General features: G+C 50.5%; 8 protein-coding genes. 2 read left to right on the top strand and 6 right to left on the bottom strand.

Annotation, left to right across the window (positions count from 1 at the left end; genetic code table 11):
- Positions 1 to 72: 72 nt before the first annotated feature.
- The 6 genes from B2Z72_RS16910 to B2Z72_RS16885 form a co-directional block, all read right to left on the bottom strand.
- Complete coding sequence (locus B2Z72_RS16910) at positions 73 to 1,362, bottom strand: flavin-containing monooxygenase (protein ID WP_297005362.1); 1,290 nt, start codon at positions 1,360 to 1,362, stop codon at positions 73 to 75.
- 428 nt (positions 1,363 to 1,790) lie between these two features.
- On the bottom strand, positions 1,791 to 2,969 hold the full coding sequence (argE, locus tag B2Z72_RS16905; protein WP_296981977.1) for an acetylornithine deacetylase: 1,179 nt from the start codon (positions 2,967 to 2,969) through the stop codon (positions 1,791 to 1,793).
- Positions 2,970 to 3,062: 93 nt separating this feature from the next.
- Positions 3,063 to 3,734: a DUF1028 domain-containing protein gene (locus B2Z72_RS16900; RefSeq protein ID WP_296981975.1), complete on the bottom strand. Its 672-nt coding sequence runs from the start codon at positions 3,732 to 3,734 to the stop codon at positions 3,063 to 3,065.
- Positions 3,731 to 4,150 carry a RidA family protein gene (locus B2Z72_RS16895; RefSeq protein ID WP_296981973.1) on the bottom strand — a complete coding sequence of 140 codons (420 nt, stop codon included), beginning with the start codon at positions 4,148 to 4,150 and terminating at the stop codon, positions 3,731 to 3,733. Before B2Z72_RS16895 ends, B2Z72_RS16900 begins: the two co-directional genes overlap by 4 nt.
- A gap of 231 nt (positions 4,151 to 4,381) precedes the next feature.
- Positions 4,382 to 5,866 (bottom strand): aldehyde dehydrogenase, encoded by a 1,485-nt coding sequence (locus B2Z72_RS16890; protein WP_296981971.1) that lies wholly within the window; start codon positions 5,864 to 5,866, stop codon positions 4,382 to 4,384.
- 101 nt (positions 5,867 to 5,967) lie between these two features.
- Positions 5,968 to 6,918, bottom strand: coding sequence for a LysR family transcriptional regulator (locus B2Z72_RS16885; RefSeq protein WP_296981969.1), 951 nt, complete (start codon positions 6,916 to 6,918; stop codon positions 5,968 to 5,970).
- 423 nt (positions 6,919 to 7,341) lie between these two features.
- On the opposite strand from B2Z72_RS16885, the gene B2Z72_RS16880 reads away from it, so the two are divergent.
- Both B2Z72_RS16880 and B2Z72_RS16875 read left to right on the top strand, forming a co-directional pair.
- Positions 7,342 to 8,679 carry an aminotransferase gene (locus B2Z72_RS16880; protein ID WP_296981968.1) on the top strand — a complete coding sequence of 446 codons (1,338 nt, stop codon included), beginning with the start codon at positions 7,342 to 7,344 and terminating at the stop codon, positions 8,677 to 8,679.
- A gap of 116 nt (positions 8,680 to 8,795) precedes the next feature.
- Entirely contained in the window at positions 8,796 to 12,575 is a 3,780-nt protein-coding gene (locus B2Z72_RS16875) for a hydantoinase B/oxoprolinase family protein (protein WP_297005360.1), read from the top strand.
- Positions 12,576 to 12,637: the final 62 nt, after the last annotated feature.

Raw genomic sequence — 12,637 nt, 5'->3', positions numbered from 1 at the left:
TTTAAACTGTGGGACAGCAGTGGGATGACGTGTCATCCTGCTTATATTGCCGTTGAATAGAGCCGGTATTAATCAGATAGCGGCTTTACGTGGCTCCTCAGCCTGAGACGAAGCGATTTCATTATACTTCAGGTATTTGCACTGAGTGGCAATATGGTCAGCGATGTGTTTGGCATCATGCCATACACCCCATATGAAGGTGGAGCCACGGCGCGACAGCCATGGCAGGCCAACAAAGTAAACACCAGGCTCACGTGACACACCACGCTGATGCAGTGGATAACCTTTTTCATTAAAAGTGTCCACTTTCAGCCAGTCGTAATTAACACCAAATCCTGTGGACCAGATAATTGAGGTAATGCCGGCTTCTTTCAGATCCAGTTCCAGGATCGGATTAGTCGCACACTCAGGCATTGGCAGGAAATTACGCGCTTCCGGTTCTTCCGGAAGATCCAGATTGTTGCGTTCAATATAGGCGTCGGCAGCATCCAGCAGTGACAGATAGTTATCGTCACCGCGTTCGATGTTGGCTTTAACATCAGATTCGAACGTAACTTTACCGTTTGCGAAAGAAGCTGTGCGGCCAACCAGAGTAATACCCTGTTGGGCCAGAGCCCGGAAATCAACCGTATGGCCACCGTAAGCTCCGCTCACTGCAATGGTTACGTGCTCAGTACCTGGTGCCATGGCTTCGGCGTCCCACAGTCCCAGCACGCCCAGCCACCAGACGAAGTCACGACCGCGATAGCTGCGTGGTGGACGATCGTGCGGGCCCACAGACAGGTAAACCTCTTTGCCTGAGGCCCGCAGTTCGTCGGCAATCTGCACTCCGGATGAGCCTGCACCAATCACCAGTACAGCACCTTCTGGCATCTGTTGCGGATTTTTATAATCAGCAGAATGTATTTGATACAGACTGTCATCTTCCGGTGCAATAGCAGGAATAACGGGTACCTGGAAAGGACCGGTTGCCGCTACAACCCGATTCGCTTTAATGGTTCCTGCGGAAGTCTCGATGGTAAATCCGGCTTCACCCTCATTGCGTTCAACACTTTTAACTTCAACACCGGTACGGATTGGCGCAGTAAATTTTTCAGTGTACTCGACAAAGTAATCTGCAATGCGCTCCTTGGCAGGGAAATCATCCGGGCCCTCACCGGTAAATTCCAGATTAGGAAAACGGTCATGCCATGCCGGACCATTGGCAACCAGACTGTCCCAGCGCTGACTGCGCCAGCGCTCTGCAATACGGCCACGTTCTAATACGATATGAGGAATTCCCAGTTTGGTCAGATGTTCACTGGTTGCGATACCCGCCTGTCCACCACCAACAACAAGAGTATCGGTTGTTTCAATAGTCATGATTTTCCCTTTAGTTTTTGAAAACTGAATATTTGTAAATGACATCTGCCAGGATCTTTTTCCGCCTGAGGTAAACTGCTTTTCTTGAGCAGTTAAATTTTTAGCGAATCAGGATGACTGTCATCCATGGCAGTATTAATATCAATGGCTTCAGCTTATGGGGAAATCGTCATTCGGTAAAATATCATTACTCTTGTAATTGAATAAAAATATATTATGCAATGATCAGTTCCCGTTCATCGTTATTTGCTCATTTCATATCTGGAATATAGATATAGAAAAATTGCAATGCTCTGGTGTCAAGGTTTATATTTTGCCAGAGCAGCTAGTCATTGTGATTTCTGAACCGAGAGGGAATGATGAAATTTGAAAGAGGTAAAAGAATAATCCCTGCTTTGCAGGGATAGATAACTATCTGTAACTGGTTGCTATCCTGCAACAGGAAGAAGGTCATCACTCAGTGCGGCAATGAGAGCCTGAATAAATTGGTCACAGGCTTCAATCTGACTCACTTCGATAAACTCATCGGGTTTATGTCCCTGAGACATTGAACCTGGGCCACAGACTATGGATGTCACCCCAAGAGTCTGATTGAACAGCCCCGCTTCCGTGCCGAAGTTAATATTGCCCGGTGTGGATTTGCCGGTGAGGGTACGTATATAGTCAATCAGCTGGTCCGCATCGCTGCAGTTCAGTCCGGGATATTCTGTAACAATGTCCGTATCAATCCGGCAGTCTGCAAATTTTATGCGCATTTCCTCAAGCAGCTCTGCGGTGTATTCGTTGAATTCATCGAAAATGTCAATGGCGTTTTCATCGGCTATGTTACGGATCTCGAATACGAACTCACAGTGATTCGGTACAATATTCAGCGCCGTACCCCCATGAATGATACCAGTGTGAATGGTTGTGAACGGAATGTCGTATTGCTTATCGAAAGGTCCATGTAACTGTCGTTGCCGGGCTTCATTTTCGAGCCAGCAGACCAGACGGGCGGCGTAGTTCACTGCATTTACGCCTTGTGGTGCCATGCCGGAGTGACATTCCTTGCCGGTTACGGTGACTTTTGCTGCGAGCTTGCCTTTATGCGCGGTCACTACGTTCATTTCTGTTGGTTCGCCAATCAGGCAAAGAGCCGGTGATACGCGTTGCTGTGACAGCATATCCAGCATACGACGTACACCCAGACAACCAATTTCCTCGTCATAAGAAAGGGCTAAATGAATCGGGCGCTGAAGATCCGCTTGAGTCATGGCTGGCACCGCGGCCAGTACACAAGCAATAAAGCCTTTCATATCTGTTGTGCCGCGACCGTAAAGGCGACCGTCTTCTTCCGTCAGTTGGTACGCTGGCCGTGTCCAGTTCTGTCCGCTGACAGGTACCGTATCGGTATGACCGGAAAGCAGAATCCCCGGCCGTTGCAGAACCGCCTCTGAGCCTATACTGGCATAGAGGTTTGCTTTGCTTTTATCGTCGTTAAAAATCAGCTGACTTTTGACATTATGTTGACTGAGATACTTGCCAATAAAGTTCATAAGTTCCAGATTCGAATTGGCACTGGTAGTATCAAAACTGATTAAACGGGCGAGAATCTCGGTGCTGTTCATAGTGTTTCTTTAATTCCAGTGTCTTTTCCGTTTGAGTATTGATGCTATCTGGCCAGTATCTTTTGTGTCGATCTGTTGCTTTTTGTGTCGGAACTACTCGTCGCCAGGTACACCGAAAGATTCTGACTCCGCAGGATTTTTAGCGCGGACGATATATGGACTCATTTGTGGTTCATACAGATTCCACAGCGTTTCCAGTTCGGTCAGTGGTTCTTCATGCCAGTCAACACGCAGGTCGATTACCGGCCATTTTGGATCCGCGTAAATCAGCACACCGGCAGACTGCACCGGGCCCATTTCTCCGCCTGCAGCCAGGCCCGCCTGCAGTGCTTTGATCAGTCGCAGCGGAAATACGTCATCGCTGCTTTCGAAGTAATCGACCATGGCCTGAGGCACACCGTCATTCGCCAGCAGGTTACCCAGTGCCAGACAATTTTTTCCGCTGGCCATAGCATGAATCCCCAGTGCGTGTTCACCGCTGAACATGGCCTTTTCATCCTGCATATTCAGAATGCCAAGTTGACGCCATTGCAGGCCCGGGTCCAGTTCATGAAAAGACTGCAGAATATCCTGCGGGGCGGTACCTGCCGCAAGTGCATCCAGCGCAGCCGGACCGAGATCCGGGTTGGTTACATTCTGGGTGAGTGCAACACCGGTACCTGAACGGGCGAAAGCACAGCGGCTGGCGACACAGATACTGGAGGAGGTAATGACACAGCCGGCCATTCCGCTTTCAGGATCGATGGCTGCTACTGAAAAGGTCATAACTTATCCTCTGGAATAACAGCAATAACATCAATTTCCATCAGCCATTCAGGCTGTGCCAGACCGGCAACCACCAGGCCGGTTGAAATAGGGAATACCCCTTTCAGCCATTTGCCTACTTCACGGTAAACCGGTTCGCGGAAGCGCGGGTCGGTAATATACGTTGTGGTTTTAACAATATGAGTCATGTCAGAGCCTGCTTCTTCCAGCAGTTGCTTCACATTTTTCATCGCCTGTTCAGCCTGCAGCTGTGGGTTGCCCAGACCGACCAGGTTACCGTCAAAGTCGGTACCTACCTGTCCGCGTACATAGACGGTATTGCCGGCTTTCACCGCCTGACAAAGGTCGTTATCGAGAGATTGATTAGGATAGGTTTCTTTGGTGTTGAACATGCGGATGCGTTCATGAACAGGCATTATCTGATCCTCGTAATAGGGCGGCCTCTGCCATTGATGGTCATAAAATAAAAAGGCAGCAGAAGCAGAGTGAAAGAGTAGGGAATTGCTATAAAGTGTTAAAATACAATTAACTGAAGCTGTGGATTAAAAAATAAAATGGTGCCGTGTTAATCTGCAACTGCCTGAGAATCTACCGTCTGTAACGGTAGGTTCTCAGGTGTTGTTGTGAATTTTTAACGAATCGGATAATCAGGCCAGTTTAATCCAGGTGGTTTTCAGTTGAGTAAACTTGTCCAGTGCGTGTAGGGACAAATCACGTCCGAAGCCGGATTGCTTGTAGCCGCCAAAGGGGGTAGAAAAATCAATGGCGTCCACCGTATTCACTGAAACCGTTCCGGCACGTAAAGCCGCTGATACGCGATGCACCCGTGACAGGTTCTGACTCCATACCGAGGCTGCCAGACCATAAACCGAATCGTTGGCAATGCGGATGGCTTCCTCTTCACTGTCAAAGCCAATCACGGCTGCGACCGGACCAAAGACTTCTTCGGTTGCCAGCTCCATGGCCGGGTCTACGTCAGTAAACACTGTCGGCTCGACACAGGCGCCATTGAGCAGGGTGTTACCGCCGCACAGCAGTTTGGCGCCATCTTTTCCGGCCCGTTCAACAAAGCCCATAATGCGCTGAACCTGAGTTTGGTCAACGATCGCACCGACCTCGGTATCGGCTTCCAGGGGATCACCGACTACCATATTTTTTGCTGCGGCCACGAAAGCTTCAGTGAATTTATCTTTGATGCTGTTTTCCACCAGAATACGCGAATTGGCAGAACAGATTTCCCCCTGATTGGAGAAGATACCTGCCACCGCACCAGCAACAGCCGCATCAAAATCACAGTCAGCGAAAATCAGGTTAGGACTTTTGCCGCCGGTTTCAGGCCATACCGGCTTCATGTTGGAATCGGCAGAATAGCGCATGAAGTATTTGCCAACGGCCGTTGAACCGGTGAAAGCCAGACAGTCGACATCCATATGCAGGCCCAAAGCTTTACCGGCTTCCTCACCGCGTCCCGGAATAATGTTCAGTACACCGGCTGGCAGACCGGCTTCAACCGCCAGTTCGGCAACGCGCAGAATCGTGTGCGGTGACTGTTCTGCAGGCTTCAGTACCACTGAGTTACCGGCGATCAGAGCGGGTGCCAGTTTCCACGCGGCGATATCCAGTGGAAAATTCCAGGGTACTACGGCACCAACCACACCGATGGGTTCGCGGGTAATGGTGGCAAAATTATTACCATCGGTTGGTGCTACTTCGCCGTACAGCTTATCAATGGCTTCGGCATACCATTCAAAACACGCAGCAGAACCAGGAATATCCAGATTCAGTGAAGTCAGTACCGGTTTACCCATATTCAGGGTTTCTAATAAAGCCAGTTCGTGCATTTCATTGCGGATCAGATCGGCGAGTTTTTTCATGACAGCTTTGCGCTGCGCTGGGGCCTGACTACGCCACACCCCAGAATCAAAGGTACGTCGTGCCGCAGCAACCGCTGTATTAACATCCTCTGCCTGACAGGCAGCCGTATCGGCCAGAAGCTTGCCATTGGCAGGGTTAATCACCTGATAGGTTGCGTTATTTGTGGCGCTGACGTATTCGCCATCAATGTAGGCTTTATCCTGCAGGGTAGTTTTACTGGCAAGATCTTCCCACCAGGATTTGGTCAGTTCGGACATCGGCTAAAAGCTCCACCGGAAAATTTAAATCATCAAATCATGTTTACTGTCAGGCGCCTATACGGATTTCCTGTGCAGTGTTTTGGTTTTTTTTATACAGCTCAGGCGCTGATCTTCTGTGTTTTTGCTGTAGCCTTCTGCGGCGGATGATCACTGACGGAATCCTTCAGTAATTCAATAAAAGCATCGGCTGCAGGGGTGGTCCGCGACTGAGCCAGTTTCACCACGCCCATGGTCAAAGGTGTCAATTCTTCTTCAATTCGGATGGCTTTTAACCGTGTACCATCGAGTGCCATATCGCTGGAGAGCGGCATGTTAAACAGAGAATAACCGAAACCATTGGCAACCATGCCACGCGCCATCGTCAGCGATTGAGTGCGGTAACGGCATTCAGGCCTGAGGTCGCGGGAGATAAACAGTGACATAAAGTATTGGCGGCTGACGGGCCAGTCGAGCATGACCATCGGCATATCTGCCAGTTCCTTAATAGATACGGATTCTCGCTGCGCCAATTCATGATCATGGCTGACGACGGCAAATGGCGGCAGTGATACCAGTGGCTGAAACTCAATATTTGTCGGCAGCTCCATGTCGTAGGTGACGCCGATTTCATAATTGCAGTCGAGAATATTCTGGATCAGTTCTTTCTGCGGCATTTCCTGGCAGTCGACATACACGTCGGGGTAACGCTCAACAAATTCTTTGATCAGAGAGGGCATCATCAGCGAGGTAAAGGTTGGGAATCCCACAATGTTCAGCGTACCTGATATGTCGCTGCCCAGGCTGCTGGCAAATTGTGACAGCTCTTCCGCTTCTCGCAGCAGCTTACGGGCGCGCCGGTAAAACTGCTGCCCCTGTGGCGTCAGGCTCAGGCCCTGAGCGTGATGGCGGATAAACAGTTGCAGTCCGGTTACTTCTTCCAGATGGAGAATGGCAGAGGAGATCGATGGTTGTGAAACATACAGTAGTTCAGCCGCTTTGGTGACGCTGCGGTGTTCTCCGGCAACGGTAAAGTAGCGCAGCTGCTTAAGGGTAAAGTTCATCATGCTCATGGTGGATGCCTGTTTTCAGATGCGTTAGGGCGGGTTTCAGTGCCCGTTTCAGACCTGGCTATAAGAAAACCTGATTCAGAATGTGATCGGTAAAACTATTTCTGATGCATAGAGTCTGCCAGTTCTGTAATGCACGGTACGATGGTGGGTTATCTGCTTCAGAGTGGTGTGAGGGGATCTGATATGTGGATTTTCCGCACTGGTTTTGTGCTTATTGGATTGTTTTGGTGCATGCAGATTGCGGGTTGCATTAATTAAACTGATGCTGAACCAAGAATTATACGATGGTGATGATGGACAGGCGTTTGCTATCTTTCCGTTAAAAGTGCACTCACTCACAGAATGATCATGTGAGAGTGCCTGAGCAAAACTTAAACAAATGTATGACTTAATATGCACGGTTATAAATGTGCAGGAGACCCAATGAGCACGATTATTTATCCCATTACTAACCTGAAGACAGGGGTAACCCTGACCATTACCCGAGGTGATGGGGTGTATGTTTACGACGACCAGGGTAACCGCTATCTGGAAGGTATGGCAGGCTTGTGGTGTACCGCATTGGGTTACAACAATGGCGAGCTGATCGAAGCGGCGACAAAGCAAATGCATGAGTTGTCCTATGCTTCTATGTTCTTTGGTAAGAGCCATCCTGCTGGTCAGGCGCTGGCAGAAAAGCTGGCATCTATGGTGCCGGTGGAAAACCCGCACATCTTTTTCGGTAATTCCGGCAGTGATGCCAATGACACGCAGATGAAAATGCTGCGTTATTACTTTAATGCGATCGGTAAGCCTGAGAAGAAAAAAATCATTGCCCGGGAAAGCTCTTACCATGGTATTACCATGGGAGCTGCCTGTCTGACAGGGCTGGAAGTAAACCACACCAATTTTGATCTGCCGATCAACGAGTTGGGTATTATCCGCACAGATGCCCCTTATTATTACCGCAACCATTTACCGGGTGAGAGTGAAGCGCAATTCGTTGAGCGCATTGTAAATCATCTGGAAGAACAGATTCTGGCAGAAGGCCCGGAAACCATTGCGGCATTTATTGCTGAGCCGATTACCGGTGCCAGCGGGGTGATTGTTGCACCTGACGGTTATTATGAAAAAGTCCGGGCACTGTTGAAAAAATACGATATTTTCTTCTGGGCTGACGAAGTTATCACAGGCTTTGGCCGAACTGGTAATGCCTTTGGCTGTGACACCATGAATATTGGTGCTCCGGATCTGATGAGTGTTGCCAAGCAACTGTCTTCTGCTTACCAGCCGATCAGCGCAGCTATTATTCGCGGTGATATATACGATGCCATGGTTGAGCCCAGCAATAAGATTGGTGTTTTCGGCCACGGTTACACCTATTCCTGCCACCCGGTAGCCGCCGCGGTTGCACTGAAAACCCTGGAGATTTACGAGCGCGATAATATCTTCGGCCAGGCCGCTGAACGTGGTGCGTATCTGATGGAAAAACTGCAGGGTTTGAGTGATCATCCGATCGTCGGTGAAATCCGTGGTCGCGGTCTGATGGCGGCGGTGGAATTACAGAACAAAGAGACAAATCAGGCTTATCCAATGGACGTGTCTGACTTTATGCGTCGCGCCTGTCAGCAGGAAGGTCTGATACTGCGTGACGTGGGTACTGCCATCGCATTCTGCCCGCCATTGATCATCACCGAAGCACAGATCGATGAGATGGTGGATATGTTCGTTAAAGCGCTGAACGCCACTCAGGCCTATATTGCTCAGAACAGACTTGCCTGATCACTGAAACGGGTATGCTGTTGCCGTTCTGATCTGCCGGAGAAGCCGAAGTACTCATGCGCTGTTTATGAGTTACTATAGCGGCTTCACTGGCAGCCTCTCATCGTTATACGCCTATGCCCGCATCAACCACTGCATCTGTACCTGAATCCGCATCAACCACGGCATCCGACTGGCAATTCTGGATCGATCGTGGCGGTACTTTTACCGACATCGTGGCCCTGACGCCAAAGGGCGATCTACTCAGCTATAAACTGCTGTCAGAGAATCCTGAACATTATCAGGATGCTGCGGTGGAAGGTGTACGCCGCCTGCAGGCACAGCATGCTGATCAGCCCCAGGCGATCGGCAGTATTAAAATGGGTACCACCGTCGCCACCAATGCCCTGCTGGAACGTAAAGGCGAGCGGGTGGCGCTGTTTATTACCGCCGGACTGCGCGATCAGTTACGTATTGGTTATCAGACCCGCACGGATATTTTTGCGATCCGCATTGATAAAGCAGAGCCTCTGTACGAGCGTGTTTATGAAGTGCCGGAACGTATTCTCGCCGACGGTGGTATCGACTATGCGCTGGATGAAGAGGCTCTTCTGGTGCAGTTGCTGGAGGCTCGTAACGCCGGTTTCAACAGCATTGCCGTGGTGTTGATACATGCCTACAAATACCCTCAGCACGAGCAGCGAATTGCGGAACTGGCGCAACAGCTCGGCTTTAAACAGATCTCGCTGAGCAGTCAGACCAGTCCACTGATCAAGTTGATTCCCCGCGGTGATACCACCGTGGCTGATGCCTACCTCTCACCTGTACTGCGTCATTATGTCGATCAGGTAAGTCATGCCCTGCCGCCTTCGCAACTGCAGTTTATGCAGTCTAATGGTGGTCTTGCCGACGCAGCCGATTTTCAGGGAAAAGATGCGGTACTCTCCGGTCCGGCCGGTGGTGTGGTTGGCATGGTACGAACTGCTCAGGCCGATGGTTTTAACCATATTGTCGGTTTTGATATGGGCGGAACATCCACCGATGTCAGTCATTACTCCGGTGAGCTTGAGCGTGCAGATTTAACCGAAGTGAACGGCATTCATCTGCGTGTGCCTATGATGAATATTCATACCGTTGCGGCTGGCGGCGGTTCCATTGTGCATTTCAGTGACGGTCGTTTTCAGGTGGGGCCGGAAAGTGCAGGGGCTTATCCCGGACCTGCCTGTTATCGCAACGGTGGACCGTTGACGGTGACCGATTGCAATGTACTGCTGGGCAAAGTACAGCCCGAATTTTTTCCGTCTGTCTTTGGTGGGCAACAGAATCAGCCGCTGGACTACGGCGTTGTTAAAGAAAAATTTACCCAACTGGCGGCTGAAATAAACGCGCAGACGGGGCTGGATTATGCCATTGAAACGATTGCCGAAAGTTTTCTGGCGGTGGCGGTGGATAATATGGCGCAGGCGGTGAAAAAAATCTCAGTGCAGCGTGGTTACGACGTGCGCAGCTATGTTCTGAATGCCTTTGGTGGTGCTGGTGCTCAGCATGCCTGTCTGGTGGCAGATGCTCTGAATATGGCGCAGGTTTATCTGCATCCCTTTGCTGGCGTACTGTCGGCGTTTGGTATCGGTCTGGCGCAACAGCGCTGGCTGGCAGATGAAGCCGTTGAGCAACCTTTAAACACCGAGACGCTTAAGATTGCCCAGGCGAAAATTGAGCAGCTTAAACAAGTTCATCAATCACGCAGCCAACAGCCTTCGTTTGCTGCGGCGGATGTTGAGATTATCCAGAGGGCATATCTGCGCTATCAGGGCTCGGATACTCAACTGCTTACAGCGCTCACCAGTGAAGACGACATGCGCCGGACCTTTGCAGAGCAGCATAAAAAACTGTTTGGCTTTAACAGTCTTAATAAGCCCATTGTGCTCGATGCTGTACAGCTGGAAATTATTTCCGGCGGACAGGCTGTGCCGGATATTTCTTTATCTCAGGAAAGTGCCGCAGCTTTCTCTGCAGTCAGCTCACAGCAAACAGAATTATTTATGCAGGGGCAATGGCAAGGCGCAGATGTATACGCCCGTACCGGGTTAACGGCTGGACAAATATTGCAGGGTCCATTGCTGATCACAGACAACAACAGCACCATTGTGGTGGAACCTGATTGGCAACTGACGGTATTACCTTCACTGGCGCTGTTGTTAGAAAAGTTGGAAACGACGGAAACGACGGAAACGACGGAAACGACGGAAACGACGGAAACGACGGAAACGACGGAAACGACGGAAAAGCAGACGGATTCCGTCTCAGAAAATCCCGCTGACATCAGCAGACATTCCGCTGAGCGTGATCCGGTACAGCTGGAGATTTTTAATAATCTGTTTATGTCGGTGGCAGAGCAGATGGGCTTTGTGCTGGAGAAAACCGCCAGCAGCGTCAACATTAAAGAGCGGCTGGATTTCTCCTGTGCGCTGTTCGATATTAACGGAGAACTGGTGGCCAATGCGCCACATATTCCGGTGCATTTAGGCTCTATGAGTGAAAGTATTAAAGTAGTAATGCGCGATCATCCGAAGATGCAGCCCGGCGATGCTTTCGTTCTGAATACGCCCTATAACGGCGGTACTCATTTGCCGGATATTACCGTGGTTAAACCGGTATTTATTTCTACAGGAAATCCAGCGGAAGAACGTCAGAATAAAAAAGCCGATTTTTACGTCGCAGCGCGTGGCCATCATGCGGATATTGGTGGTATTTCACCGGGCTCGATGCCCGCACGCAGCCAGCATATTGAAGAAGAGGGCGTATTGCTGGATAACCTGGTGCTGATGCGTGACGGCGTGCTGCAGGAAGCCGCTCTCCGTGAGGTCATGGCGGCAGCAAAATATCCGGCGCGTAACCCGGATCAGAATATCGCGGATCTCAGCGCCCAGCTGGCTGCCTGTGAAAAAGGTGCGGCAGAATTGCAGGCGTTGTGTGATCAGTATGGCGTCAGTCACGTGCATGCCTATATGCAGCATGTTATGGATAATGCCGAAGAAACCCTGCGTGCCTGCCTGGCGGAGTTGCCGTCCGGCAAAGCACAGGCTGTGATGGATGACGGTACGCAATTCAGTGTGCAGATTAACGTCGATCAGCAGACGCGCAGCGCGCTGGTAGATTTCAGTGGCACCCAATATCGCGCCAATCAAAAACAACATCCGGGTAATTTTAATGCACCGACATCGGTAGTGATGGCGGCTGTGCTCTATTGTTTCCGGGCACTGGTATCGCGACCTATGCCATTGAATGCAGGGTTTTTCCGCGCATTGGACGTGGTAGTACCAGAGCAGTCCATCGTTGCGCCGCAATATCCTGCGGCCGTGGTGTCCGGCAATGTGGAAACGGCTCAGTATCTGGTGGATGTCATTATGCAGGCGTTGGACTTAATGGCCGGCAGTCAGGGAACCAATAATAATTTCACCTTTGGTGATGAACAGCATCAGTACTACGAAACGCTGTGCGGCGGCATTGGAGCGAGTGTTTTGGGGGCCGGTGCCAGTGGTGTGCATGCGCACATGACCAATTCCCGTCTGACGGATCCGGAAATTCTCGAACAACGTTTTCCGGTTGTACTAGAGCATTTCAGCCTGCGTCCACAATCTGGCGGAGAAGGTTTATTTTCCGGCGGCGATGGTGTTGAACGGCATATCCGTTTTCTTAAAGACATGACCGCCAATATTATCAGTGGCCATCGTCAGGTACCGGTGGCCGGTCTGGCTGGCGGTGGAGAAGGACGGCCCGGTGTTAACTTTGTTCTGCGCCGTGACGGGCGTATGGAATCACTGCCGGGCTGCGCCCAGGCAGAACTGCAGGCCGGTGATATATTCTGTGTACACACCCCGGGCGGTGGTGGTTATGGTGCGGTGGATGGCAGTTAATTGGGTGGTACTTCCGTACCTTGTTGCGCGGTAAAATCTCATACTTTTGTTGTCAAACTGAC

It is taken from the genome of Thalassolituus sp. UBA6592 (genome assembly GCF_002433655.1).
Classification (GTDB): domain Bacteria; phylum Pseudomonadota; class Gammaproteobacteria; order Pseudomonadales; family Oceanobacteraceae; genus Venatoribacter.
The sequence above is the reverse complement of the archived record's forward strand: the minus strand, read 5'-3'. Positions and strand labels throughout refer to the sequence as shown.

Excerpts from the sequence above, each read along its gene's own strand:
- B2Z72_RS16910 (WP_297005362.1), bottom strand. The coding sequence starts at position 1,362 with ATGACTATTGAAACAACCGATACTCTTGTTGTTGGTGGTGGACAGGCG.
- argE (WP_296981977.1), bottom strand. The coding sequence starts at position 2,969 with ATGAACAGCACCGAGATTCTCGCCCGTTTAATCAGTTTTGATACTACC.
- B2Z72_RS16900 (WP_296981975.1), bottom strand. The coding sequence starts at position 3,734 with ATGACCTTTTCAGTAGCAGCCATCGATCCTGAAAGCGGAATGGCCGGC.
- B2Z72_RS16895 (WP_296981973.1), bottom strand. The coding sequence starts at position 4,150 with ATGCCTGTTCATGAACGCATCCGCATGTTCAACACCAAAGAAACCTAT.
- B2Z72_RS16890 (WP_296981971.1), bottom strand. The coding sequence starts at position 5,866 with ATGTCCGAACTGACCAAATCCTGGTGGGAAGATCTTGCCAGTAAAACT.
- B2Z72_RS16885 (WP_296981969.1), bottom strand. The coding sequence starts at position 6,918 with ATGAGCATGATGAACTTTACCCTTAAGCAGCTGCGCTACTTTACCGTT.
- B2Z72_RS16880 (WP_296981968.1), top strand. The coding sequence starts at position 7,342 with ATGAGCACGATTATTTATCCCATTACTAACCTGAAGACAGGGGTAACC.
- B2Z72_RS16875 (WP_297005360.1), top strand. The coding sequence starts at position 8,796 with ATGCCCGCATCAACCACTGCATCTGTACCTGAATCCGCATCAACCACG.